The following is a 24,591-nucleotide window of genomic DNA, read 5'->3' on the forward strand; positions in this document are numbered from 1 at the left end:
GTCAACCGGCCTAGTGGTTGATGGGCACGCCTCTCGCGCGCATGCTCAACGCGTGCTCGACGAGCGTGATCAGCGTCATCTTGGTCGACTCGCGGTTCCGGGCGTCGCAGGTGACGATCGGGACGTGCTGCCCGATCGTCAGCGCCTCGCGCACGTCCTCGATCCCGTGGCTGTACACCCCGTCGAAGCCGTTGATGCCGACGACGAACGGCAGCCCGGACTCCTCGAAGTAGTCCACCGCCGGGAAGGCGTCGGCCAGCCGGCGGGTGTCGACCAGCACGACCGCGCCGATCGCGCCCTTCACCAGGTCGTCCCACATGAACCAGAACCGGTGCTGACCGGGCGTGCCGAACAGGTAAAGGATGAGTTCCTGGTCGAGGCTGACCCGGCCGAAGTCCATGGCCACGGTCGTGGTCGTCTTGTCCGGCGTGGCGGAAAGGTCGTCGACCCCGGTGCTGGCCGATGTCATCACGGCCTCGGTCGTCAGCGGCATGATCTCTGAGACCGAGCCGACGAAGGTCGTCTTCCCGACGCCGAAGCCACCTCCGACGATGATCTTGACGGAGGTCATGCCGGGCGAAGCGCCCGGACTAGAGCTTGCGAAGTCCAACGAGAACCCTTTCCAGCAGCTGGAGGTCGGGCTGCCCCTCGGTGAAGGGGGACTGGTGCACGCGTACCAGGCCTTCGTGTGTCATGTCAGCGATGAGCACACGCGCGACGCCGAGCGGCAGCCTCAGCAGCGCCGACACCTCCGCCACCGAACGCCAGTTCCGGCACAGATCGAGGATGGCTTTGAATTCAGGAGTGAGGGTGGTGATGTCCCGGCGGGGATACGGGGCCGCCGAGATCAACGCCTCGATGGGCAGGTCGTACCTGGGTTTCGTACGCCCGCCGGTGACGGCGTACGGCCGCACCAGCGAGCTGCTCTGTCCCGTGTCCGAGGGCTGCGGGGGCGGCCCCGGCGGCGGGTTGTGGTTCGGTCCGGACCCCGGCCCGTGGTACCCGCCGAAGTCCCGGTCTCCGTACCGACCCCCGTCCACCGCTTAACCGATCCCTGGTTCCGCGCGCAACGCCGGAGTGAGCACCCGGCCGACGCGCTCGACGAGCAGTGCCATCTCGTAGGCCACCAATCCCATGTCGCAGTCGGGCGCGGCCAGGACGCCGAGCACCGAGCCGTCACTGATAGCCATCACGAACAGCAGGCCGCGTTCCATCTCCACCAGGGTCTGGGTGACCGCCCCGCCCTCGAAGATTCGCGCCGCACCCTGCGTGAGGCTGGTCAACCCGGAGGCGATCGCGGCGAGCTGGTCGACGCGGTCGGCCGGGAAGCCTTCGGAATACGCCATCGGCAGGCCGTCGGAGGACACCACGACCGCGTGCGCGACGCGAGGGACGCGCTCAACGAATGTGGTCACCAGCCAACTGAGATCCTGGCGGCTGTTCACTGGTTCTCCCGTTCATCATCTTCGGGCCGGATCGCGGCGCGACCCCTGCGTACGCCCTGCTGGAAGCTGGAGAAACGGTTCCGTACCGTTTCGGCCTCCGGCGGCTGGAAGGCCGGCCGGACCGGTGGCTGCACCGGTTGCTGCATCGACTGCTGAGGCGGTGGCGCCGGCCTCGCCGAGGCGATCGACCCGGGGATCCGGTTGTTGCCCGGCACCCGTTTCGGCAGCCCGGCCGCGGTCTTCCCACCCACCGAGGGAGCGCGCACCGTCTCCGCCGCCCGGAAGCCCTCGTCCGCGGGCGAGCTCCACTCCGGCGGAGGAGTAGTCGACTCAGATCTGGCCATTGATCCTGTCTTGCGGCGTTGGAACCATTCCGACTGCATTGCCTCGAAGATAGGGGAACGTCCTCCGTTCTGGTCTCCCAAACGACCTTCCTCGCGCATCGAACCGGTCACCGACGGCCGAGTCGGCTGCCTCGCGGGCGGGAACGGGGGGTTCTGCGGCCTCGACGGACGCGCCGGAGGCGGTCCACCGCCCGGAGTTCCCGATCGGCCGGGAGCCGACGGCGCGGCCCCCCGACCCGGAGGCGAGGTGTTCGCCGGCTTCCGCTTGGGAAGGGGCGAACCCTGCGGACCCCGAGGCTGCTCGGACTGACCGTACACCGGCTCGGCGGGCTCGGCGGGCTCGGCCGGACGCCGTTCGGGCTCCCGCCGGCCCCAGGCCGGTTCCGCCGGCTCCGGCTCGTCCCAGACCGGCTGCGCCGACCTGCGCAGCGGCTCGACCGGGCTCTGCGGCGGCTCGAGGGGGCCGCGCGGAGGCTCGGTGTCCAGCGGCGCGGGTTCGAAGGCGGTACGCCCCGTCTCGGGGCGAGCGCGGGCGGGCTCCCACGGCGTGTCGGGAACCGGCGCCGGGGCGATCGGCTCGGCGCTGCGCGGCAGCTGCCCCCGTACGGCGGGCGCCTCCACCGCGGACGACCTGCGGGGAGCCACCTCCACCGGCGAGTCGAGACGGCGGGGCGCCGGCGGGTTGCCGTCCTGGATGGCGTTGGCGGGCAGGATGACGAAGGCGGTCAGACCGCCCGACAGGGCGGCGCGCAGCTCGACCCGGATGCCGTGGCGCTGGGCCAGCCGGCCGACGACGAACAGGCCCATGCGGCGGGAGATCGACACGTCGATCGTCGGCGGGTTGGCCAGCTTCCAGTTGGCCTCCTCCAGTTCCTCCGGCGACATGCCGACGCCGTTGTCGGAGATCTGGAGCATGGCGCCGCCGCCGCTGAGCAGGTGACCCGACACCGCGACCTTGGTGTGCTCGGGCGAGAACGTGGTGGAGTTCTCCACGAGCTCGGCGACGAGGTGGACGAGGTCGTTGACGACCCGGCCGATCACCGAGACGTCGTCCTGGATCCGCAGGGTGACCCGCTCGTACTGCTCGACCTCCGACAGCGACGCGCGGACGATGTCGACCAGCGGCACGGGCTTGTTCCACCGGCGGGTCTGTTCCTGACCGCCGAGGACGAGGAGGTTCTCTCCGTTGCGCCGCATGCGGGTCGCCAGGTGGTCGAGCTTGAACAGCGACTCCAGCCGCGCGGCGTCCTGCTCGCTCTGTTCGAGATCCTCGATCAGCCGCAGCTGGCGCTCGATCAGCGACTGGCTGCGGCGGGACAGGTTGACGAACATCGCGTTGACGTTGCCCCGCAGCAGCGCCTCGTTGGACGCCAGGCGCACGGCCTCACGGTGGACCTCGTCGAAGGACCGCGCGACCTCACCGATCTCATCGGTGGTGAAGACGTCGATCGGCTCCACGGCGATCGGCTCGTTGCCGGCCTCCGCGTCGCGCAGGCGGCGGACCAGGTCCGGCAGACGGTGGCTGGCGACCTCGAGAGCGCCCTCGCGGAGCTTGCGGAGCGGCCGGACGAGGGACTGGGCCATGACCAGCGTGACGATGAGGACCAGGATCAGGACGATGGCGATCGCGGCCGAGTTGAGGATCGCCGACCGGAGCGCGTCGGACTGACGGTGCTTGCTGCCCGCGATGACCTCGTCGGCCAGCTTCCGCTCCACCTGGCGCATCAGGTCGATCTTGGCCGTCGACGTCTTCAGCCAGTCTCCGGCGTCGTCGGTGGTGTCGGGGTCGAGATCGAGGTGCTTGGTGCCCTTGCCGCCGAGCCCGAGCGCGATCGCGCGCTGGAGGAGCACCGCCGACTCGTCGACGTCCGGGCCGATGACCGTGTCGTCGTACAGCTGGCTCTGCTGGAGCGTCGCGGCCTCGCGGAAGGAGGCCAGCTCGCTCTGCTCCCGGGCCTCGGCGGCGGCGAGGGACGAGACGTCGTTGACGGTCAGGGCGCCGTTCAGCGCGGCCGAGTACAGGAGCGCGCGCTGCTCGGAGGCCTGCTCCTTCGCACGGGACACGGCGACGAGCGCGCGGACGTCCGCCGTGAGCGTCTCGTCGGCGGCGCCCTGCGCGATGACGTCGTTGAAGGCCAGCAGGTCGTTGATCGACTCGGAGTACACGATGATCACCGAGGCCGCCGGCATCTTGGTCCTGGCCGCGTTGTCGCGCAGGTTGGGGATGGCGTCCAGCCGGTTGCGCATTCGCGTCGCGTTGGCGCTGACCTGGGAACCGTAGGACGCGTTGAGCTTCGCCGCCAGCTTGCGGACCTGGACGACCGCGGCGTCCGCCTTCGGGTACTGCTCCTGGACCTGAGCGAGCAATGTCGGGTTGCGATTGTCCGCGATGTACGCGGCCGTCAGGTCGCGCTCGCTGCTGAGCGCGTGCACGAGGGCGGTGATCTGACTGCCGAGCTCGGCCAGGTTCTCGACCCGGTTGTACGCCTGGGCGCGGGAGACGGAGGTGGCGATCCGGAGTCCACCGAAGGCCACGGCGACCACCGTGGGGATCAGGATCAGGGCGATCAGCCGTCGCCGCACACGCCAGTTGCGCAGCCGGAACCTACTGCCGGGCCCACGCGCACCAGCAGACGGGGCGCCGTCCTCCTCCGCCACCGGAGGCGGCGGAGTGCGGTCACCAGGCTCGTCGTTCGGTTGCATCCGCACTTGGCGTTTACACCCTCTCACGGTAAGGATCCGCGCTGGTAAGAAGCTGGGGGAAAAGGGAGGCGCCGACAAGGGGGACATCGCGTCTGCCATCCAGCGTCCGACATTGCAGCACACTGCGGGGACCGCTCGCAAAGAGATCGAAATACTGCGCCTAGTGTTACTACTGGAGTAACCTCACCGCAGCTCACAGTGACGGACAACTCGACGACGCACCATAACGCTTAGTGAGTTGCTATTCATCCTCTGTGATATGCGGCTCTGCCACGCCCGCTGCGATCGCACTCGACAATGGCGGACGGAAATTCGCCCCGGCCCCGAGACGGCGAAGTCGGCCGGGTCGCGACCTCGACCGGACGGCACGGCCGGACTCCACGGCCCCCGGCCCGCCGCCCCGAGTCGCGCACCGAGCGCCTACGGTGCGTCAACCTCACAAACAGCTCAGAACATGACATTCATGCGTCAATCTCCCTTGACGGATGGTCAAAGGGACCTCTTCTGCCGCCTGCGCACCACTGGGCGTGTGCTGTAACCTCCCCCGTGATCGGGACCAATCGGGCGTTGTCGCCGGACATCGGCTCGTCCTCGGTCCCCGCCCCCCATGCCCCCGCAATCTTCCGCTTCTTCCCCTCCTAAAGGAGCACCATGAGACGGTTCGGGTCTCGCCCCGCCTTCCTCACGAGTCTTCTTCTCACCGCCTCCCTCGCCGTGGGCTGCGGTGGCTCAAAGTCGAGCAACGACGACGCCGGCAGCGGCCTTGAGAAGAAGACCATCACCGTCGCCTCGCTTCCCCTCGTCGACGCGGCCGGTCTGCATATCGCCGTCCAGCACAAGTTTTTCGAGGCCGAGGGCCTCAAGGTCAACATCAAGCCTGTCGCGCAAAGCATCCTCGCCCTGCCCGCGCTCAAGAACGGACAGGTCGACGTCATCGCCGGCGGCAACTACGTGACGTTCCTCCAGGCGAATGACACGGGCCAGCTGAAGTTGCGCATCCTCGCCGACGGCGCCGCCGAGGCGCCTCGCTTCATGGAGTTGCTGGTCCCGAAGGACTCGCCCATCAAGCAGCCTAAGGACCTTGAGGGCAAGACCGTCGCGGTCAATATTCCGAACAACATTCAGTCTCTGACCTTCAACGAGGTCCTCAAGGCGAACAACGTCGATCCCACCAAGATCAAATATGTCAAGGTCGCCTTCCCCGAGATGGGCGCCGCGCTGCAGAAGCACCAGGTCGACGCGGTCCACACCGGCGAGCCCTTCGGCACCGACATTCAGCGCAAGCAGGGCGCGCGGATGGTCCTCGACGGCGGCGGCGCCCCCGTCACCGACCTCCCCGTGAGCGGCTACCTCAGCACGCAGGACTTCGTCACCAAGTACCCGAAGACCGCCGCCGCCTTCCAGCGGGCCCTCGAGAAGGCGCAGCAGCTGGCGTCCAGCGACCGCAAGCAGGTCGAGCAGGTCCTGCCCAGCTACACCAAGGGCATCGACGCCCAGGCCGCCTCGGTCCTCAGCCTGCCCGGGTACCCGACCTCGTCGAACCCGACGCGGCTGCAGCGGCTGATCGACCTGATGATGGCCAACAACATGCTCAAGGCCAAGCCGGACCCGAAGACGCTGCTCTACAGCCCCTCGAGCAAGTGACCAAGGCAGTATGACAACGCACAACCCGCGGTCCCGGCATCTCTCGCGCACCGGCAGGTGGCTGCGGGGGATCGCCGGGCTCGCGATTCTCGTCGCGGCGAGCGAGGTTCTCGGGCGGGCGGGCATCGTCGACAAGACCTACCTCCCCCCGGCCTCGACCATCCTCTCCCGGGCGATCGGCCTGGCGGCCGACCCGGACTTCATGGCGAACGTCCTCAGCACGATCAAGGCCTGGGCCCTCGGCCTCGCGATCGCGGTCGGCGCCGGTGTTCTCCTCGGCCTGCTCCTCGGCGGTCTCCCCGTCGTCGGCACCGCCGTCCGGGCGGTCCTGGAGTTCCTCCGGCCGATCCCGTCCGTGGCCCTGATCCCCCTCGTCAGCCTCCTGCTGGGGACCGGCCTCGCGACGGAGACGACCCTCATCGTCTACGCCGCCATCTGGCCGGTGCTGTTCAACACCATCTACGGTCTCCAGGACGTCGACCCGGTCGCCAAGGAGACTCTGCGCACGTTCGGCTTCGGCAAGGTCGCCATCATGTGGCGGGTCTCCCTGCCGGCGGCGGCGCCGTTCATCGCGACCGGAGTGCGACTGGCGGCCGCGGTCGCACTGATCCTCGCGGTGGGCACCGAGATCCTGTCGGGCTTCGGGTCGGGCCTCGGCATCTTCATCGGCCAGGCCGAGCAGGGCCTCGACGGCGCGCGGGACGTCCTGGCGGGCACCGTCTGGGCCGGAGCCCTCGGCCTCGTCATCAACACCGTGCTGGTGCAGTGCGAACGCCGCCTGTTCCGCTGGCACGCCGCGCAGTCGGGAGGACGCTCATGAGCGCCGCCGTCGCCGGCCGCCGCCCGCGCCGTTACGGCGTGGGCCTGCTGACCGGCATCCTGCACCGCTGGATCGTCCTCGCCGTCGCGGTCGTGCTCTGGGAGGTGGGCACCCGGATCGCGCGGAGCCCGTCCTTCCCTCCGCCGTCGACGATCGTGGCGAAGATGTACCACCTGTGGTTCGCGGGTCCGGCGTCCCACCTGTTCCTGACCTCGGACGCCACCGGCAACCTCCTGCCGAGCCTGGGCCGGATGGCCGTGGGGCTGGCCGCCTCGATCGTCGCGGGGGTGGGTCTCGGCCTGCTGCTCGGCCGGTCGGAGCGGATGTTCGCCTATCTCGACCCGCTGTTCCAGTTCGCCCGGGTGATCCCGCCGCCGACCCTGGCGCCGGTCTTCATCGTGCTGTTCAAGCTGGGCTCCCAGATGCAGATCGCGTCGATCATCTTCAGCGCGATCTGGCCGATCCTCCTCAACACGGCGGACGGCGCGCGGTCGGTGGACCAGCTGCAGATGGCCACCGCGCGGGTGTTCCGGCTGTCGTCCACCGACCGCCTGTTCAAGATCGTCCTTCCGTCCACGATGCCCAAGATCTTCGCCGGTCTGCGACTGAGCCTGTCCCTGGCGCTCATCCTGATGGTCTTCTCGGAGCTGCTTCCCGGCGCCACGGACGGGATCGGATTCCTGATGAGCGACGCCCAGAGCCGGTCGGACCTGCCGACCCTGTGGGCGGGCATCGTGCTGCTGGGAATCCTCGGATACGTCCTCAACACCCTGCTGCTGATGGCGGAACGCCGCGCCCTGGCCGGGCACCGGGCCGCCCGCCGGGTCGACGCGACATGAGAGGCATGATGACCGACGGGCTCACCGTACGGGACGCCGTCTTCGGCTTCCTCCGCGACGTCGGGCTGACCACCTTCTTCGGCAACCCCGGCTCGACCGAGCTGCGGATGTTCGCGGGATGGCCGGCCGACTTCCGCTACGTGCTCGGCCTGCAGGAGTCGGTGGCGGTCGCGGTCGCGGCCGGCCACGCGCTGGGCACCGGACGCGCCTCGCTGGTCAGCCTGCACTCCGCCGGCGGAGTGGGGCACTCCCTCGGCGCGGTGTTCAACGCCTACCGTGACCGCGTGCCGGTCCTCATCGTCGCCGGCCAGCAGTCACGCGCCATGCTGCCGACACGGCCCTTCCTGTCGGCGGACGAACCGGCGCTCTTCCCCCGGCCGTACGTGAAGTGGAGCCGGCAGCCCGAACGCGCCGAGGACGTCCCCGCGGCGTTCGCCGAGGCGTACCACGTCGCGATGACCCCGCCGCGCGGGCCGGTGTTCCTGTCGGTGCCCGAGGACGACTGGGACCGCCCGGCCCGGCCGGTCGAGCCGCGCGAGGTCCGCGCCGGGTTCGTCGGAGAGCCGGCGGCGCTGCGTGAGGTGGCCGACGCCCTGAACGCCGCCCGCGAGCCGGCGATCATCGTCGGCGCCGGCGTCGACGACGACGGCGCGTCGCCGCTCGTCACCGAACTGGCCGAGCGCACCGGCGCGGCCGTCTGGATCGCCCCGCTGTCCAGCCGGTCCGGTTTCCCGGAGGACCACCGGCTCTTCCGCGGCTTCCTGCCGCCGGTCCGCGACCAGCTCGCCCGGGCCCTCGAACCGTACGACGTGATCGTGTCGGTCGGCGCGCCGATCTTCACGTACCACGTGCACACCGAGGGCCCGTACCTCCCGGCCGGCGCGCGGCTGTTCCACCTCGACTGCGACCCCGCGCAGACGGCCTGGGCCCCGGTGGGCACCAGCGTGCTCACCACGATCCGGGCCGGGGTCACGACGCTGCTGGAACTCGTCGAGAAGGCCGACCGGCCGGCGCCCCCACCCCTCGTCCGGCCGCCCCTGCCGCCGGTCACGGACCCGATCCAGCCCGCGCTGGCGGTCGAGACGCTGCGCGGGCTGCTCCCCGACGACGCGGTCGTCGTCGAGGAGGTCCCCAGCCACCGGGACGACCTGCACGCCCGCCTGCCGATCACCCGGCCGGGCGGGTTCCTCACCACGGGCAGCGGCGCGCTCGGCTGGGGGCTTCCCCTCGCCGTCGGCCGCGCGCTGGCGGGTACGGGACAGCGCGTCGTCTGCGTCGTGGGCGACGGGTCCAGCATGTACTCGATCCAGGCGCTGTGGACGGCCGCGCGTCACCGGGCACCGGTCACGTTCGTGGTGCTGAACAACCAGGCGTACGAGGCCGTCAAGGCGCTCGGCCGCCGGATCGACATACCGGACGTGCCCGGCACCGACCTGGGCGGCATCGACTTCGTCTCGGTCGCCGCCGGGCTCGGGTGCCCCGGCCGCCGCGTCGAGCGTGCCGACGAGCTGACCGACGCGCTGACGCAGGCCCTCGGCCACGACGGCCCGTTCCTCGTGGACGTACGGGTGGCCGCCGGCACCTCCTCCGCCTACTCCTCCCCCAACGACTCCCGGACCAGGTGAAAGCCCGTGCTCCAGATCGAGAAGCTCGGTCACTACTACGCCGATCACACGGCCCTGGAAGATGTGAACCTCGAGGTCGCCGAGGGCGAACTGGTGAGCATCGTCGGGCCGTCCGGCTGCGGAAAGTCCACGCTGCTCCGCTGCATCGCCGGGCTGATCCGGCCCTCGCAGGGCCGGATCACGCTGAACGGCAGAGAGATCACCGACGTGCCCGACAACCTGGCCGTCGTGTTCCAGGACTACAGCCGTTCGCTGCTGCCGTGGCTGACCGTGCGCGACAACGTCGCGCTTCCCCTGCGCCGGCGCGGCAGGTCCAAGTCCGAGCGCCAGGCGGCCGCGCTGGGCGCCCTCCAGGCCGTCGGCCTGGCGGACGCCGCGCACAAGTACCCCTGGCAGCTGTCGGGCGGCATGCAGCAGCGCGTGTCGATCGCCCGCGCCCTCGCCTACCAGCCGGCCCTCCTCCTGATGGACGAGCCGTTCGGCTCGGTCGACGCGCAGACCCGCGAGGACCTGGAGGACCTCGTCCTGCGCGTGCGCAAGGACGGGATGACGATCCTGCTCGTCACGCACGACATCGACGAGAGCGTCTACGTCGGCGACCGGGTCATCGTCCTGGACCGCGCGCCGGGGCGGGTCGCCGCCGATCTCGCCGTCGGACTGCCGTCGGCGCGTGACCAGATCAGCACGCGGGAACTCCCGGAGTTCGTGCACATGCGGGCCGAGGTCGGCCGTCTCGTCCGCGGTCAGGCGCCGCCCGGAGCCGTCCTCTGACGCGGACCTCCCGCAGGACTCCGCTCCGGCCCTCGCCCGCCATCCCGATGGAGAGACCACACGTGACCGAAGACTTCCGACCTCGTACGACGGCCGAGCACCTGCTGTGGCTGCTCCACCAGCACGGCGTCGACCACCTCTTCCTCAACCCCGGCACCGACTCGGCCCCGCTGCAGGAGGCGGCGGTCACGCTCGCCGAGGCGGGCGTCGGCATGCCGCAGATCATCACTTGCACGTTCGAGTCGGTCGCCCTCGCCGCGGCGCACGGATACTGGCAGGTGACCGGGCGCCCGCAGGCGGTGTTCGTCCACGTGGACGTCGGCACGCAGAACCTCGGCGCGATGGTGCACAACGCGATGCGGGACCGGGCCGGGGTCGTCGTCATCGCCGGGAAGACCCCGTACGGGGAGGACCCGGACTCTCCCGGAGGCCGTTCGCACACGATCCACTGGCAGCAGGACGTGCCCGACCAGGCGGGCGTCGTCCGGGCGTACGCGAAATGGTCGCTGGAGGTGACCCGCCCGGACGTCCTGCCCCGCGCCATCGGCCGCGCCGTGCAGGTCGCCCGCAGCGGGCGGCCCGGCCCCGCGTACCTCATGGTGTCCCGCGACGTGCTGATGGACCCGCCCGCCACCGAGCCGGGACGGACCGACCGCTACGCCGTGCCGGGCCCACCCGCCGCGGACGCCGGGACCGTACGGCGGATCGCGGACCTGCTCACCACGGCCGAGCGGCCCCTGCTGATCACCTCGCGGACGGGCCGCCGCCCCGGCGGCTTCGAGGCGGTAACCCGGCTGGCCGAACGCGCCGGGGTCCGCGTCATCGACACGCCGGAGAGCGGATGCCTCAACATCGCCACCTCCCATCCGATGCACGTCCGCTCCGCCGGGGCCGCCCGCCGCGCCGTCGGCGAGGCGGACCTGATCATCGTCGCCGACTGTGACGTCCCGTGGATTCCCAAGTTCGTCCGGCCCGCCGCGGACGCCACGGTCGTCCTGATCGACATGGACCCGGTGAAGGACGACATGCCGCTGTGGACCTTCCCGGTCGACCTGGCCGTCGCCGCGCCCGGGGCGGTCGTCCTCGACCAGGTGGCGGCCGCGCTGGGCGACCTCGACCCGGCGGCGAAGTGGCGGGGCGCCGGCGCGGCCGAGGAGCCCGCCGCCTCCGCCGGCGCGGATGACGCGATCGTCGCCCGGGAGGTCTTCGAGGCCCTGAACGCCGTGCTCCGCGCGGACGACATCGTCGTCGAGGAGGCGGTCACCAACGCGGGAACGCTCCACGAGACCCTGGAGCGCAGCCTGCCCGGCACCATGGCCGGGACGGGCAGCCCCGGGCTGGGCTGGGGCCTCGGCGGAGCCGTCGGCGTGAAACTGGCCGCTCCCGACCAGCGCGTGATCACGGTCGTCGGGGACGGCAGCTTCATGTTCGGCGTGCCCACGGCGGCCCTGTGCCTCGCCGCGGAGGCCGGCGCGCCGATCCTCGCCGTCGTGCTGAACAACGACGGCTACAAGGCCAGCAGGATGCCGGTCTTCGAACTCTTCCCCGAGGGACGCTCCGCCGCGCGGGGCGACGCGGTCGGCACGCGGTTCCAGAGCCCGCCCGACTTCGCCGCGGTGGCCCGCGCGTGCCACGCCCACGGGGAGAGCGTCGCGGACCGCGCGGACCTGGTGCCGGCCCTGCAGCGCGCCCTCAAGGCGCTGGAGGCCGGGCGCTCGGCGGTCGTGGACGTGCGCCTGGCGCCGAACTGACCCGGTGCGGTGAGCCGGGGCCGGCCCGGCCGGTCCCGGCCCGCGCTTCCCGGTGACACCTCGCGGCGTAGAAGGAGGATTCTCGTGGACGTGCTCGTCGTAGGCGCGGGCATCGCCGGCCTGACCACGGCGCTGGCGCTGGAGAAGGCCGGCGTGAACGCCCGCGTCGTCGAGGCGGCACCGGCGCTCCGGCCGCTCGGTGTGGGCATCAACCTGCAGCCGCACGCGGTACGGGAACTGATCGAACTCGGGCTGGGCGAAGAACTGGCGGCCACCGGGATCGAGACCCGCGAGGTGATCACGATGGACCGGTTCGGCAACCGGATCGTCGTCCATCCGCGCGGCCGGCGCGCCGGATACGACTGGCCGCAGTACTCCATTCACCGCGGCGACCTGCAGATGCTGCTGGCCGACGCGGTGCGGGAGCGCCTCGGCGCCGACGCCGTACGGACCGGGCTGGCGTTCGAGGAGTTCGAGGAGGACGCCGACGGCGTCCTGGCGCGGCTGCGCGACCGGGCGAGCGGGGAGGTCGTCACGCTGCGCGCCGACCTGCTCGTGGGCGCGGACGGCATCCACTCCGAGGTCCGGCGGCTGCTGCACCCGGGCGAGGGCGCGCCGCTGTGGAACGGCGTCCGCATGTGGCGCGGCGTCACCGAGGTCGACGAGTTCCTGACCGGCGACACCATGCTGGTGATGGGCTCGCACAACGTCGGCCGCATGGTCCTCTATCCGATCTCTCAGAAGGCGGCCGAGCGCGGTCGCTGCCTGGTGAACTGGGTCGCGGAGGTCCGCGTCTCCGCCGACCCGCACGGCGAGGGCGTCTCGGCGAACTGGACGCGCGAGGGCCGGCTGGAGGACGTGCTCCCCCACTACGCCGACTGGCGCCACGACGGCTTCGACGTTCCCACGCTGCTGGCGGAATCGCGGTTCATCCTCGACTACCCCATGGTCGACCGTGACCCGCTGCCCTCCTGGGGCCGGGGACGGGTGACACTGGCCGGGGACGCCGCCCACCCGATGTACCCGGTGGGCGCCAACGGCGGCTCGCAGGCGATCCTGGACGCGCGGGTCCTCGCCCGGGAGCTGGCCTCCTCGGCGACGGACCCGGTCGCCGCTCTACGGTCGTACGAGGAGATCCGCCTTCCGGAGGCGAACGCGGTCGTGATGGCCTGCCGGAACATGCCGCTGGACAAGATGCTCGACCTGGTCGCCGAGCGTGCGCCCGAGGGGTTCGCCCGGATCGAGGACATCCTCGACGCCGACGAGGTCGCCAGTGTGCGGGGGATCTGGAGGCAGACGACCGACCTGGACGCCGAGGCCCTGAACAAGCGGGAGTCCTGGGACCCGGTCGCCGGCTGAGCGACCCGGCCGCCGGAGAATCCGGCGCGGCCGACGCGACCCGGCCCCTCGGACCCGACCGCCGGTGGATCCGACCGGTCGCCGGCCGACGCGATCCGGCCGCCAGAGCATCCGGCCCCGGCCGCCGGCCGGGGCGGGGTGGGGCGGGGCGGGGTGGGGCGGGGCGCTATTTGGCGTCCGCGTAGCACTCGACCGCGACCGCCTCCATCGGGAAGCGGACCGGGGTGTCGCCGAACACCAGCCGGCGCGCCTCCGCCGCGGAGTCCCGGACCGCGGCGATCACCGCCTCGGCGAGCTCCCGCGGCGCGTGCACGATCACCTCGTCGTGCTGGAAGAAGACCAGCCGCGGGGCGGTGTCACCGGAGCCCAGCGCGGTCAGCCTGCGGCGCAGCGCCGCCAGGAGGACGAGCGCCCAGTCGGCGGCGCTGGCCTGGACGACGAAGTTGCGCGTGAACCGGCCGCGGCTGCGCACCGCCGACCCGCCACCGTCCTGGACGGCGAGATCGCGCCACTCCGGCGACGGCGGCGGGCAGGTGCGGCCCAGCCGCGACCGCACCACGCGCCCCGCCTCCCCGGCGCGGGCGGCCGCCTCCACGTAGTCGTACGCGGCGGGGAACCGGCGGCGCATCACCGCCAGCAGCTGCGGCGCCTCGCCGCTCGTCCCGCCGTACATGGCGGACAGCAGCGCGATCTTGGCCTTGTCGCGTGCGCCGCCGAAGACGCCCGCGAGCGCGGAGTAGAGGTCGTTCTCACCCGCCGCGGCGGCGAACGCGTCGTCCCCGGCCAGTGCGGCCAGCACCCGTGGCTCCAGCTGGGCCGCGTCGGCGACCACGAGGCGCCATCCGGGATCGGCGACGACCGCGCGCCGCAGCACCTTCGGGATCTGCAGCGCTCCCCCGCCGTTCGTCGCCCAGCGCCCGGAGACCACGCCGCCGACGACGTACTCCGGGCGGAACCGGCCGTCGCGCACCCAGGTGTCGGCCCACGACCAGCCGTGCGCGGCGTACAGCCGGGCGAGCTCCTTGTACTCCAGCAGCAGCCGGGCGGCCGGATGCTCGACCTGCCGCAGCACATGCGACCGTGTCGACGAGATCTGCACGCCCGCCTGCGCGAACGCCTTGACGATCTGCGACGGCGAGTCCGGGTTGATCCGGCGGCCCAGCGCCTCACCGATCAGGTCGGCCAGCCGCTGCAGCTCACGCGGCCGCAGGCCCGGCGCCGGGCGAGGGCCCATGAGGCCGGTGAGCAGCGCGTCGTGGACGTCGGCGCGCCAGGGCAGGCCGTCGTGGCCCATCTCCGCGGCGGCCAGCGCGCCCGCCGACTCGGCGGCGGCGAGCATCCGCAGCCCGGTCTCGGCGACCCGTCGCTGCTGCTCGGCGTGGACGGCGACGACGGCGTCGATGTCGTCCGACGGGCCCTCGTCGAACAGCGTCGGCAGGTCGCCGGCCACGACGGGATCCTCCGGGACGGGGCCTCCCCGCAGGCGCGCCAGGGCCGCCGCGACGGATCGCGGCTCGCCGAAGCGGCCCGCGTGCCCGAGCAGGAGCGTCTCGGTCAGCTCGAGGTCGTGGCAGCGCGCGACGCGGACCCCCGCCCTGAGCAGGCGGGGATAGAGACCGGCGGTCGAGGGCCACACCCAGCGGATGCCGCCGGGCGGGGACGCGGCGTCGCCTCGCGTCATACCGGATCGCTCCAGGGAGTCGCCGCCGGGCCGCGCCGTGACGTCGCCTCCACGCCGGGACGCGACGTCGTCCCCGGCGGCGTCGCCTCGCGCTGCACCGGGGCGGGACGCCATGGCCTCGCGCCGGGCGATGGCGGCGACGAGGTCGGCGACCGGCTCGGCGGGTCCGACAGGGGTGCCGTCATCCGCGACCGGCCGCAGCACCCCGCCCTCCCCCACCGCGCCGACTGCGATCCGCATGGGTCGATTCTGCCCGGCCCCACCGACGTTCCGGGCAGGCGGGACCGGGCGGACCGCCGCCGACGAAAACGAGGAAGGCCCTGTGACCAGGGCCTTCCTCTACGGAACTTCTCTACCTACGGGACTCGTGCGGCGACCCGTCAGGCCGCGAGCGGGACCTGGGCGCCGGCGGGCGCACCCTCGTAGCGGTCGACGACCTTGTTCAGCTCGATCTGGTAGTACAGCATGCCGAAGCCGAAGATGCCGAGCAGGAAGCCGAGGCCGCCGCTGCAGCTGGGCTGGAGGCCGGCCGCCTGCTGGGCGTTGCGGATGTGCCCGGCCAGCTGGATGTAGGTGATGAGCGGCCAGATGCCGAGCGTGATCCACCCGAACAGCAGCGAGCACAGCGCCGCGCCGGCGCTGACCGAACGGCGGCGGTCGAAGTTCGCCAGCTCGTTGTGCACCTTGTAGTACCAGACCAGGTTGTAGATGCCGAGGGTGATCAGCGGCAGGCCCAGCCAGACGCCGACCGGGTTCCGGCGCTTCATCTGGATGCCCATGAGGGCCGGGTGCCCGTGCTGGGCGGACACCATCTGCCCGGGGCCCTGCGCCATTCCCTGGTAACCGGGCTGCCCTTGGTACTGCGGCGTCGCCCCCGCGTACTGCTGGTGCTGCTGAGGGTAGGGGTTGCTCATTGAGGCCTCTCCTGAGGTCGGGGGGTCGCGGCAGAGCGGGAGCCGCCGTTCGTGCATGAGTCAGACGCCGGACATGGCGCGGCGGTTCACGCGAATAATCCGTTATCGCCCGAGATTGATGATCAGTTCGTCCTCGAGCGGCGGGTCCAACTCGTGTTCCCGGCATCCGGTCGCGGCGAAGCAGCGGATCCGCAGGCGTTCCGGCGTGACGTCGAGGCGCAGGAAGCTCTTGAACAGGGGCGGCCGGTTCCAGTCGGACACGGGGGACAGGAACCGCTGGTAGATGCGCCGGACGGGGAGCCGCAGGCGGGACCGCCGATGCGGCCGCGACGGCACCCCGAGCAGCGACGCGACGACCCTGGAACGCCACGTCACCGTCGCCGTGGAGATGTCGCGGTGCGGCGGTATCCCGAGCCGCCGTTCGATCACCGCGGCCGCCTCGTCCTCGGTGAGCTCGAACAACCGCCGCAGCCGGAACCTCCGGCCGTACAGCCTGCTGTAGAACGAGAGGCAGTCACCGCGCAGGGGGTAACAGCGGAACTCGTCCTCGGTGACGCCGCCCACGCTCACGCGCGGGATCGTGTGGGTCGCGTGCATGAAGGCGCCGCCGCCGCCCGACACGATGTACTGGATCACGCGGTCGCCCACCCGCACCGGATACCGCTGGTAGTTGTGGATGTCCCCGCCGATCGCCGCGACGTAGTTGCAGGCCGGGTCGCGGACGATCTCGTCCACGGTCCCGCCGCCCGCGATCGGGCCGGGATGGTGCGCGTCGTCCACGTACAGCGGCTTGCCCGTGATGAGGATCTTCGGCTTCGGCCCCTGGGACACCCGGCGCAGCCAGGCGCCCTGGTCGGCGTCGATGCCGCCGAGGATGCCCGTGTCGATGCCGATGAGGCGCAACGGGCCGGCGTCCATCACCCAGTACGGTCCCGGCTGCTCCGCGCGCTGCTCCGGCGCGGCCCGCAGGGCCTCCGCCGCGGCGAGACGCTCCTCGTCGGCGACCTCGGGTTCCTTCCAGAACAGCCGCCGCCACCACGCGGCCGAGAACGTCTTGGGCCGGCCGTCAGGGGAGAGCGGAGGCGCGCCGCAGAAGACGCGCATGAACCCACCGAGACCGTCGTACCAGTCGTGGTTGCCGGGCACGGCGTAGATCGGGGCGTCGTAGCCCTGGTAGGGGCGGAAGAAGTTGTCCGGGTAGTCGTTGATGCTCCCGGTCGGGTAGATCACGTCGCTTGCGATGATCGCGAACCGGGTGCCCTCGGCGATCCGCTCGAAGCCCGGCACCACGGCGTACTGCGAGGCGTCGCCCTCCCCCGTGTCCCCCAGGACCATGAAGGAGAAGGAGCCCGGGTCGTCACGCTCGATCGTGAAGTCCGGCGGGGCTCCCCGGGCCGACTGCTCGCGGACCCAGCGCGCCCGTTCGTCGTCGGTCGGGTCGCCGAACCACCGCGCGAGGACGTCGTTGCGGGCCCGCCAGAGCGTCGCGGGATTGATCCACGACAGGTTCCGCGCCTGGCTCGGCATCAGCGAGGTGTACGTTCCCGGCTCCCGGCACGTCCAGCCGGCACCGGCCGCGGAATCGCGGGAAGAGGGGGGCACCATGGGCACGTTAGCAGCGAAGATCACTCATCGGCGCCGGTTCGGCACATTCCGGCCAGGTCACCGGCGCGAGCGATCCGCGGCGACACGACGAGGCGCCACGTGGGCACCGCGCAGGAGGACGGAGGGGCTTTTCGAGGCGGGCCCTCAAGCCCCGGCGTGGCCCGGCGGCCGCGGCTCGAACCGCTCGCGCGGCGGCGGCTCGTCGCCCGCCGGACGCGGCTCGGGCCGTCCGTACGGGGCGGCGGGCCGGGACTCGTAGTGCCCCGGAGCTCCTGGTTCGTACGACGCGGGAGGCCGTGGCTCGCCTTCCGCCGGAGCGGAGTCGTACCGGCCGGCGGGCCGCGGTTCGTACCGCTCGGCGGGCGGGGGCTCGTACTGCCCGGCGGCCGAGGATTCGTACCGCTCGACCGGCGGCTCGTACCGCTCGGCGGGAGGAGGCTCGTACTGTCCGGTCTGCGGCAGCGGCGGCCGGGTCTCCGGGGCCGCGCTCAGCAGCGCCTCGGCCAGCACGGCGATCTGGTCCGCCGGGAGCCGGAACGTCCCCTGGCACACGCCGCCGTTCCAGATGCTCAGCACGACGACGCCGGCGTCGGGGTGGCGGCTGAGCCGCAGCGCACGGTCCGCTCCCCGGGAGTCGAAGAACACGTCGCCCTGCCTGGGCAACGGCGTGGCCGCTGACATGGGGCAAGTGTGTCCCGGCGGCCGTCGGCTGTCCAGCCCGCGAACAAAGAGGATGATCTTTCTCACCCGAGACTTGGCCCGCCGAGCCCGGCGGCGGGGCCGTGATCGACCCCACCGTCACGGGTTGCTCAGGCGAACGCGCGCGCGTCGCCGGTGGAGACGATCTCGCGTCCCAGCGGCAGCAGCGACACCGGAATGAGCTTGAAGTTCGCGATGCCGAGAGGAATCCCGATGATGGTGACGCACAGCGCGATCCCGGTGAACAGGTGGCCGATGGCCAGCCACAGCCCCGCGACGAAGAACCAGATGACGTTGCCGATCGCCGACATCACCCCCGCGTCGCCCCTCCGGACCACCGTCTTGCCGAACGGCCACAGCGCGTACGCCGCGATCCGGAACGAGGCGATGCCGAAGGGGATCGTGATGATGAGGACGCAGCAGATGATCCCGGCGATGCAGTAGCCGATCGCGAGCCACAGCCCGGCGAGGATCAACCAGATGATGTTGAGGATGGTCCGCATGTCCCCTGTTTCTTCCCGACGGTGACGTCCTGTCCTCACAGTCAGACGTGCTGTCAGACGCGACGGTTCCAGGGCGCTCGGGAGTCGCGGGTCACCGGGGGCGGACCAGGGTGGAGACCTGGGCCGTGTCGTCGTCGGGGACCGGGTCGGGCACACCGCCGACCGCCGCGATCCGGCCCCGGGCGACGAGCTCGCCACGGGCGTCCGGCGGCACCCGGACGTCGAACCGCGCGGCCAGCGACCGGCCGGGTTCGAGCCGGCGCACCACCAGCGCGGTCTCACGGTCGCCGGTGTACCCGTCGACGCCCGTGGGCAGCCACGCCCCGGTCCGTACGGTGCCGGGCGGCAGCACGCTGCGCACCGTGATCGGGCCGGGAGTGCCGGGCCCGTGGTTGGTCAGCCGCACCGAGTACGAGAGGCGGCCGCCGGGCCGGACGGTGGGCGGCGCGACGATGGACAGCTCCAGGTCGGCCGGGCGCGCCGGCCCCTCACCGGAGGGCCGGTCGGCCGGGCGCGGCGAGGACCGGCCGGACGGATGCGGCGAGGACCGGTCGGCCGGGCGGTCCGGCGGAGTCTCCGCCGGGCCACCCGTTGGGATCTCGACCGGGGACGGCGACGGCTCGCCGGCCGGATCCGGCGCCGGCGCGGGCGGATGCTCGGCGGGGCGGTCCTCGCCGAGCGGCGTGGTCCGGCCGGGTTCCTCGCGCACCGGCCGGCGGTACGGGGCCGTGAGCGGGCCGTGGACCATCGTCTGGGCCTGCGGGGCCGGTCGCGGTGTCCGGCCGGGAGAGGACGCGGCGGTCCTGCGGACGGCCCGGTGGTCCGGCTCGGGCCCGTCCGCGAACGTCCTCGGAAAGCGGTGCCCGACGCGGGCCCAGGGCACGTACCGGGCCGGCAGTCCCCCGGCGGGCCGCCCGTCCTGCCGGGACGCCAGGGCGGCCAGCAGCGGCAGGCCCACCGCGATGCCCGCCACCGCGGCCAGCGCGTGTTTCACAGTGATCGCCCCCGAAATCACGGCACACCCGGGACGGTATCGCCGTCGCCTTCTGAGGCCGGTAAACCTCGCGCCAAGTGTCAGGCCGGATCGGCGATCACGTTGAGCGCGCCGGGCAGCACGCGTGCCGTCGCCGGCAGGTCGCCCAGCAGCTCGCCGTCGGCGCCGTACGGGATGTCCCGGTCGGCCTCGACGCGCACCTCCCGGCCCCGCAGCACCTCGACCACCGGCCGGTGGACGTGCGTGCCCTTGGGCAGCTCCCGCATGACGGCGAAGAACAGCCGCTTCGGCGCGTGCCGGATGATGACGACGTCGAGGAGCCCGTCGTCGACCGCCGCGTCGGGCGCGATGTGCAGGCCGTAGCCGTAGAACCCGGAGTTCGCGACGACGACGGTGTAGCCGCGCTCCTCGTGGAGCTCGCCGTCCACGGTGACGCGGTAGGAGACCGGCCGCCAGGTCGCGATGGCGCGCAGCGGGCCGAGGTAGTAGGCGAGCGATCCGGGCAGGCGGGTGAGCCGGTTGATGTGGACGTTCGCCACGGAGTCGACCCCGGCGTACACGCTGCCGGCGACGACGCGCGCCCCGCCGTCCGGGGTGGTCACCTCGATGGCGTCGATCCGTCTCGGCTCGGCCTCCAGGAGCAGGGCGGCGAGCCGGTCCGGCTCCTCCGGCAGGCCGAGCTGGCGGGCGAAGTCGTTGCCCCGGCCCGCCGGCAGGATGCCGAGCACGCCGTCCGTGCCGGCGAGGGCCCCGGCCAGCCCGCCGACCATGCCGTCACCGCCCGCGGCGACGACCGTGTGGCCCTTGTCCGCCGCGGTCCGCGCGAGCTCGGCCGCGTGCTCGAGGCTGCGGCTGTACTCCACGGTCATCTCCGCGCCGGCCTCGCGCAGCAGCCGCGCGAGCGGGATGAGCCGGGCGGCCGCGTCGCCGCCCGCGGCAGGGTTCACCACGGCGGTGAACGAACGCATCCTGAGCACCCTTCTTCCAGTACCGCGAGTCCGGCCCCGCTCGTGCCGGCCGCGCCCTCGGCCGGATCGTACGGGTCCTCCGCCGGATCGTACGGGTCATCCGCCCGCGGGCGGGATGAGCACGCCGGGGTTGAGGATGCCGGCGGGGTCGAGCCGGTCCTTGACCGCGCGCAGGACGTCGACGCCGAGCGGGCCGATCTCACGGGCGAGCCAGGCGCGGTGGTCGGTGCCGACGCCGTGGTGATGGGTGATGGTTCCGCCGGCCTCGACGATCGCGTCGCTCACGGCGGCCTTCGCGCGCCGCCACCGCCCGACGGGATCGTCGCCCTGGGCGGTGACCACGGTGAAGTACAGCGAGGCCCCGTCCCGGTAGACGTGCGAGATGTGGCACATGACCAGGGACGACGGCAGCTCGCGCGACAGCGTCTGCCGGACGGCGTCGGCGAGACGCGGCAGCGCCGACCAGAAGCCGGCGGTCTCCAGCGTCTCGGCGAAGGCGCCGACGTCGAGGAGGGCGTCGCGGAGGTACGGCGCGGAGTACCGCCCCGCGGCCCAGCTCTCCCCGGGCGCGTCGCCGAGCGGCTCCCCGCCGTGCGCGGTCAGGGCGGCGTGCGCGCCCGCGCGGCGCGCCGCCACGTCATCCGGGCCGCCCTCGTACCCGCAGACCGCCAGGCAGCCGCCACCGTGCGTTCCGCCGATCTCGCCGGGCCGGGCCAGGCCGATCATCGTCTCGGTCTCGTCGGACAGCCGGAGCACGGTCGGCATCGGCCCGTCCTGGGCCAGGGCCCGCACGGCGGCGGTGCCCTCCGCGAACGTCGGGAACCGCCAGCCCTCGTACCGGCGCTGCTCCGGCAGGGGACGGATCCGCACGGTCACGTCCGTGATCACGCCGAAGGCGCCCTCGGAGCCGAGGACCAGCTCCCGCAGGTCGGGGCCTGCCGCGGACTTCGGGGCCCGGCCGAGCGTCAGGGTGCCGCGAGGCGTGGCGACGGTCAGCCCGGCCACCATCTCGTCGAACCGGCCGTAGCCCGCCGACGCCTGGCCGGAGGACCGCGTGGCGGCGAACCCGCCGATCGTCGCCCATTCGTACGACTGGGGGTAGTGGCCGAGCGTGAAGCCGCGCTCGGCCAGCAGGGCCTCGGCGCGCGGGGCGCGCAGGCCGGCCTGGAGGGTCGCGGTCCGCGCGACGGTGTCGAGCGCGGTGACCCGGTCGAGGCGGCGCAGGTCGAGGGCCACCACGCCGGCGAACCCCTCCCCCGCCGCGGCGAGACCGCCGACGACCGACGTCCCGCCGCCGAAGGGGACGACCGCGACGCGCTCGCGCGAACACCGGTCCAGGACGGCCAGGACCTCCTCGTGGCCGGCGGGGAGCACGACGGCGTCCGGGGCGGCGCCCGCGTCACCGGCGCGGATGCGCAGCAGGTCCGGCGTGGACTTTCCGCGGGTGTGCCGGATCCGCGCCTCGTCGTCGGTCAGCACCGCGTCGGGCCCCACGATCTCCGTCAGCGCCCGCACGACGGGGGCCGGCGCGGGCGGCGCCACCTCCGCGAGCGGCACCGGCGGGACGGGATCCGGCCGGACGCCGAGCAGCTCCCGCAGCAGCCCCACGACGGAGTCGGGCAGCGGGGCGGCCCGGTCCGGATCGCCCCAGCCGTTCCAGCGCATCGTCGGCACGGCCCCTCCCTTCCTGCGGACTTCGACGGGATTTACACTGTTACATATGACGTCCATTCGTCACAAGAAGGACGCGATGCTCGACGCCGCCCGCGACTGCGTCCTCGCCGTCGGTGTACGGCGCACGACGCTCACCGACGTCGCGCGGCGCGCCGGCGTGTCCCGCATGACGATCTACCGGCGCTGGCCGGACGTGCGCACCCTCGTCGCCGACCTGATGACCCGGGAGTGGGCGAGCGTCGTCGCCCGCGTCACCCCGCCCGGCGAGGGCGCGCCGGTCCGGCCGCAGGCCGTCGAGGCGCTCGTCGCGGGCGTGGCCGCGCTCCGTGGGCACCCGCTGTTCCACAAGATCCTGGAGGTCGACCCCGAGGTCCTCCTGCCGTACCTCCTGCAGCGGCGCGGCACCACCCAGGACGCCATGCTGCGCGCGTTCGAGAAGACCCTGCGCGCCGGGCACCGCGACGGCACCATCCGCGCCGGCGACCCCGCACGGCAGGCCCGCGCCGTCCTGCTCATCGTGCAGTCCTTCGCCATGTCCGGGCACATCGTCGCCGACGGCGCCCCGGCCCTGTCGCCGCAGGCCTTCGACGACGAGCTGCGGCAGATCCTCGACCGGTACCTCGCGCCATGACGGCCTCGACCTCCTCGCTGAACGCCGCCCGGCGGACCCGCGACCTGGCCGCGCTCGCCGCCGGCGAGGTCGTCGACGTCCTGGTCGTCGGGCTCGGGGCGACCGGCGCCGGCGTCGCCCTCGACGCGGCCTCCCGCGGCCTGTCGGTCGCCGCCGTCGACGCGCACGACCTCGCCTTCGGCACGTCCCGGTGGAGCTCGAAGCTCGTGCACGGCGGTCTGCGGTACCTGGCCTCGGGGCAGCTCGGCATCGCCCGCGAGAGCGCGGTCGAGCGCGGCGTGCTCATGGCGCGCACCGCCCCGCACCTCGTGCACGCCCTGCCGTTCGTGCTGCCGCTCACGCCGCTGGTGTCCGGATCGGCGGCGACCCTGTCCATGGCCGGGGTGCGGGCCGGCGACCTGCTCCGGCTCAGCGCGCGCACGCGCCGCGCGGTCCTCCCCCGCCCGCGCCGGCTGTCCGCCGTGGAGACGCTGCGACTGGTGCCCGCGCTGCGCTCGTACGGGCTGCGCGGCGGCATCCTGTCCTGGGACGGCCAGCTCGCCGACGACGCCCGCCTGGTGACGGCGATCGCGCGGACGGCGGCCGCGCACGGCGCCCGGATCATCACCCGCTGCCGGGCCCTCGCCCTGCGCGGCAACGGCGCGGACGTCCGGGACGAGCGGACCGGCGCGGAGCACGTCATCCGGGCCCGCGCCGTGATCAACGCGACCGGGGTGTGGGCCGGCGAACTGGCCGACGGCGTACGGCTGCGCCCCTCCCGCGGCACCCACCTCGTGCTGCGGGCCGAGACGCTCGGCGCGCCGCTCGCCGGGCTGCACCTGCCCGTTCCGGGGACGACCGGGCGGTTCGCCCTCGTCCTGCCCCAGGACGACGGCCGGGTCTACGTCGGGCTGACGGACGAGCCCGCGGACGCCCCGATCCCGGACGTGCCGCGGCCGACGGAGGCCGAGATCGGATTCCTGCTCGACATCGTCGACTCGGCGCTCGAGGTCCCCGTGCGCCGCGCCGACGTCGTGGGCGCGTTCGCCGGGCTGCGCCCGCTGCTCGCCGGTCCCGGCGGCCGCACCGCCGACCTGTCGCGGCGGCACGCGGTCCTGACCGGCCGGGACGGCGTGGTCACGGTCGTCGGCGGCAAACTCACCACCTACCGGCGGATGGCCCAGGACGCCGTGGACGCGGCGATCGAGGGGCGCGGGCTCACCGCCGGGCCGTGCCGGACGACCCGGCTGCCGCTGGTCGGCGCCGCTCCGGACCTCGGCCGGCTGACCGCGCCGACGCGCCTCGTCCGCCGGTACGGCGCCGAGGCCACCGCCGTGGCGGCCCTCGCGGCGGCGGACCCCTCCCTGGCCGAGCCGGTCGCGCCGGGCTCGGCCACCATCGGCGCCGAGCTGGTCTGGGCCGTTCTGCACGAGGGCGCTCTCGACGAGTCCGACCTCCTCGACCGCCGCACCCGCGTCGGCCTCGTCCCCGCCGACCGGCAGGCCGCCCTCCCCGCCGCCCGCCGCGCGCTGATCCACGCCCCGACCGGGACCGGCACGCGCTGACCGCTGCCCCGGGGGTGGTCAGGCGCGGGGAAAAGTGGCAACCTAGCGATTGCTTGTTTTTCTTCGCGCGGTGCACC

Annotated in this window: 21 protein-coding genes; 9 read left to right on the forward strand and 12 right to left on the reverse strand. The window is 72.9% G+C overall.

Going from position 1 to position 24,591, the window contains the following annotated elements:
* Positions 1–10 precede the first annotated feature (10 nt).
* From NE234_RS08555 to NE234_RS08570, 4 genes are read right to left on the reverse strand one after another with little or no spacing between them, the layout of a single operon-like run.
* On the reverse strand, positions 11–571 hold the full coding sequence (locus NE234_RS08555; protein ID WP_252778343.1) for a GTP-binding protein: 561 nt from the start codon (positions 569–571) through the stop codon (positions 11–13).
* A 19-nt stretch (positions 572–590) separates the two neighbouring features.
* Complete coding sequence (locus NE234_RS08560; RefSeq protein ID WP_252778344.1) at positions 591–1,040, reverse strand: DUF742 domain-containing protein; 450 nt, start codon at positions 1,038–1,040, stop codon at positions 591–593.
* 3 nt (positions 1,041–1,043) lie between these two features.
* Positions 1,044–1,445: a roadblock/LC7 domain-containing protein gene (locus NE234_RS08565; RefSeq protein ID WP_141959232.1), complete on the reverse strand. Its 402-nt coding sequence runs from the start codon at positions 1,443–1,445 to the stop codon at positions 1,044–1,046.
* Positions 1,442–4,492, reverse strand: coding sequence for a sensor histidine kinase (locus NE234_RS08570; protein WP_252778824.1), 3,051 nt, complete (start codon positions 4,490–4,492; stop codon positions 1,442–1,444). Before NE234_RS08570 ends, NE234_RS08565 begins: the two co-directional genes overlap by 4 nt.
* 651 nt (positions 4,493–5,143) lie before the next feature.
* Between NE234_RS08570 and NE234_RS08575 the strand changes: the two genes are divergently transcribed.
* The 7 genes from NE234_RS08575 (at position 5,144) to NE234_RS08605 (ending at position 13,301) form a co-directional block, all read left to right on the forward strand.
* A complete protein-coding gene (locus NE234_RS08575; protein WP_252778345.1) occupies positions 5,144–6,136 on the forward strand; it encodes an ABC transporter substrate-binding protein in 993 nt (330 codons plus the stop codon).
* A 10-nt stretch (positions 6,137–6,146) separates the two neighbouring features.
* Positions 6,147–6,956, forward strand: coding sequence for an ABC transporter permease (locus NE234_RS08580; RefSeq protein WP_252778346.1), 810 nt, complete (start codon positions 6,147–6,149; stop codon positions 6,954–6,956).
* Positions 6,953–7,795, forward strand: coding sequence for an ABC transporter permease (locus tag NE234_RS08585; protein WP_252778347.1), 843 nt, complete (start codon positions 6,953–6,955; stop codon positions 7,793–7,795). The genes NE234_RS08580 and NE234_RS08585 overlap by 4 nt, the downstream gene beginning before the upstream one ends.
* Positions 7,796–7,803: 8 nt before the next feature.
* Entirely contained in the window at positions 7,804–9,420 is a 1,617-nt protein-coding gene (mdlC, locus tag NE234_RS08590) for a benzoylformate decarboxylase (RefSeq protein ID WP_252778348.1), read from the forward strand.
* A 6-nt stretch (positions 9,421–9,426) separates the two neighbouring features.
* Positions 9,427–10,191: an ABC transporter ATP-binding protein gene (locus NE234_RS08595; RefSeq protein ID WP_252778349.1), complete on the forward strand. Its 765-nt coding sequence runs from the start codon at positions 9,427–9,429 to the stop codon at positions 10,189–10,191.
* A 62-nt stretch (positions 10,192–10,253) separates the two neighbouring features.
* On the forward strand, positions 10,254–11,942 hold the full coding sequence (locus NE234_RS08600; RefSeq protein ID WP_252778350.1) for a thiamine pyrophosphate-requiring protein: 1,689 nt from the start codon (positions 10,254–10,256) through the stop codon (positions 11,940–11,942).
* A gap of 84 nt (positions 11,943–12,026) precedes the next feature.
* Positions 12,027–13,301, forward strand: a complete 1,275-nt coding sequence (locus tag NE234_RS08605; RefSeq protein WP_252778351.1) for a flavin-dependent oxidoreductase — start codon at positions 12,027–12,029, stop codon at positions 13,299–13,301.
* Between the two features lie 166 nt (positions 13,302–13,467).
* On the opposite strand, the gene NE234_RS08610 is transcribed toward NE234_RS08605, so the two are convergent.
* From NE234_RS08610 to NE234_RS08645, 8 genes are all read right to left on the reverse strand, one after another.
* On the reverse strand, positions 13,468–15,222 hold the full coding sequence (locus tag NE234_RS08610) for a bifunctional 3'-5' exonuclease/DNA polymerase (protein WP_252778352.1): 1,755 nt from the start codon (positions 15,220–15,222) through the stop codon (positions 13,468–13,470).
* Positions 15,223–15,362: 140 nt separating this feature from the next.
* Positions 15,363–15,896: a DUF4234 domain-containing protein gene (locus NE234_RS08615; protein WP_252778353.1), complete on the reverse strand. Its 534-nt coding sequence runs from the start codon at positions 15,894–15,896 to the stop codon at positions 15,363–15,365.
* A gap of 102 nt (positions 15,897–15,998) precedes the next feature.
* The gene (locus NE234_RS08620) at positions 15,999–17,498 is read right to left on the reverse strand and encodes a metallophosphoesterase family protein (RefSeq protein WP_252778354.1); all 1,500 of its coding nucleotides are present in this window, start codon (positions 17,496–17,498) and stop codon (positions 15,999–16,001) included.
* A 147-nt stretch (positions 17,499–17,645) separates the two neighbouring features.
* Positions 17,646–18,182 carry a hypothetical protein gene (locus NE234_RS08625; RefSeq protein ID WP_252778355.1) on the reverse strand — a complete coding sequence of 179 codons (537 nt, stop codon included), beginning with the start codon at positions 18,180–18,182 and terminating at the stop codon, positions 17,646–17,648.
* Between the two features lie 128 nt (positions 18,183–18,310).
* Positions 18,311–18,703, reverse strand: coding sequence for a YccF domain-containing protein (locus tag NE234_RS08630; RefSeq protein ID WP_252778356.1), 393 nt, complete (start codon positions 18,701–18,703; stop codon positions 18,311–18,313).
* Positions 18,704–18,794: 91 nt separating this feature from the next.
* Positions 18,795–19,697 (reverse strand): DUF11 domain-containing protein, encoded by a 903-nt coding sequence (locus NE234_RS08635; protein ID WP_252778357.1) that lies wholly within the window; start codon positions 19,695–19,697, stop codon positions 18,795–18,797.
* Positions 19,698–19,777: 80 nt separating this feature from the next.
* Positions 19,778–20,665: a diacylglycerol/lipid kinase family protein gene (locus tag NE234_RS08640; RefSeq protein ID WP_252778358.1), complete on the reverse strand. Its 888-nt coding sequence runs from the start codon at positions 20,663–20,665 to the stop codon at positions 19,778–19,780.
* Positions 20,666–20,761: 96 nt separating this feature from the next.
* Positions 20,762–22,330 carry an FAD-binding oxidoreductase gene (locus NE234_RS08645; protein WP_252778825.1) on the reverse strand — a complete coding sequence of 523 codons (1,569 nt, stop codon included), beginning with the start codon at positions 22,328–22,330 and terminating at the stop codon, positions 20,762–20,764.
* Positions 22,331–22,385: 55 nt separating this feature from the next.
* On the opposite strand from NE234_RS08645, the gene NE234_RS08650 reads away from it, so the two are divergent.
* Both NE234_RS08650 and NE234_RS08655 read left to right on the forward strand, forming a co-directional pair.
* Entirely contained in the window at positions 22,386–22,970 is a 585-nt protein-coding gene (locus NE234_RS08650; protein ID WP_252778359.1) for a TetR/AcrR family transcriptional regulator, read from the forward strand.
* On the forward strand, positions 22,967–24,514 hold the full coding sequence (locus NE234_RS08655; RefSeq protein WP_252778360.1) for a glycerol-3-phosphate dehydrogenase/oxidase: 1,548 nt from the start codon (positions 22,967–22,969) through the stop codon (positions 24,512–24,514). Before NE234_RS08650 ends, NE234_RS08655 begins: the two co-directional genes overlap by 4 nt.
* The last annotated feature ends 77 nt before the right edge of the window (positions 24,515–24,591 follow it).

Source organism: Actinoallomurus rhizosphaericola (genome assembly GCF_024055675.1).
GTDB classification, from domain to species: Bacteria; Actinomycetota; Actinomycetes; order Streptosporangiales; family Streptosporangiaceae; genus Actinoallomurus; species Actinoallomurus soli.

What these genes read in the sequence shown, in the direction of transcription:
- NE234_RS08555 (WP_252778343.1), bottom strand. Translation starts at nt 571, where the DNA reads ATGACCTCCGTCAAGATCATCGTCGGAGGTGGCTTCGGCGTCGGGAAG.
- NE234_RS08570 (WP_252778824.1), bottom strand. Translation starts at nt 4,492, where the DNA reads ATGCAACCGAACGACGAGCCTGGTGACCGCACTCCGCCGCCTCCGGTG.
- NE234_RS08575 (WP_252778345.1), top strand. Translation starts at nt 5,144, where the DNA reads ATGAGACGGTTCGGGTCTCGCCCCGCCTTCCTCACGAGTCTTCTTCTC.
- NE234_RS08580 (WP_252778346.1), top strand. Translation starts at nt 6,147, where the DNA reads ATGACAACGCACAACCCGCGGTCCCGGCATCTCTCGCGCACCGGCAGG.
- NE234_RS08585 (WP_252778347.1), top strand. Translation starts at nt 6,953, where the DNA reads ATGAGCGCCGCCGTCGCCGGCCGCCGCCCGCGCCGTTACGGCGTGGGC.
- mdlC (WP_252778348.1), top strand. Translation starts at nt 7,804, where the DNA reads ATGACCGACGGGCTCACCGTACGGGACGCCGTCTTCGGCTTCCTCCGC.
- NE234_RS08610 (WP_252778352.1), bottom strand. Translation starts at nt 15,222, where the DNA reads ATGCGGATCGCAGTCGGCGCGGTGGGGGAGGGCGGGGTGCTGCGGCCG.
- NE234_RS08615 (WP_252778353.1), bottom strand. Translation starts at nt 15,896, where the DNA reads ATGAGCAACCCCTACCCTCAGCAGCACCAGCAGTACGCGGGGGCGACG.
- NE234_RS08625 (WP_252778355.1), bottom strand. Translation starts at nt 18,182, where the DNA reads ATGTCAGCGGCCACGCCGTTGCCCAGGCAGGGCGACGTGTTCTTCGAC.
- NE234_RS08630 (WP_252778356.1), bottom strand. Translation starts at nt 18,703, where the DNA reads ATGCGGACCATCCTCAACATCATCTGGTTGATCCTCGCCGGGCTGTGG.
- NE234_RS08640 (WP_252778358.1), bottom strand. Translation starts at nt 20,665, where the DNA reads ATGCGTTCGTTCACCGCCGTGGTGAACCCTGCCGCGGGCGGCGACGCG.
- NE234_RS08645 (WP_252778825.1), bottom strand. Translation starts at nt 22,330, where the DNA reads ATGCGCTGGAACGGCTGGGGCGATCCGGACCGGGCCGCCCCGCTGCCC.
- NE234_RS08650 (WP_252778359.1), top strand. Translation starts at nt 22,386, where the DNA reads ATGACGTCCATTCGTCACAAGAAGGACGCGATGCTCGACGCCGCCCGC.
- NE234_RS08655 (WP_252778360.1), top strand. Translation starts at nt 22,967, where the DNA reads ATGACGGCCTCGACCTCCTCGCTGAACGCCGCCCGGCGGACCCGCGAC.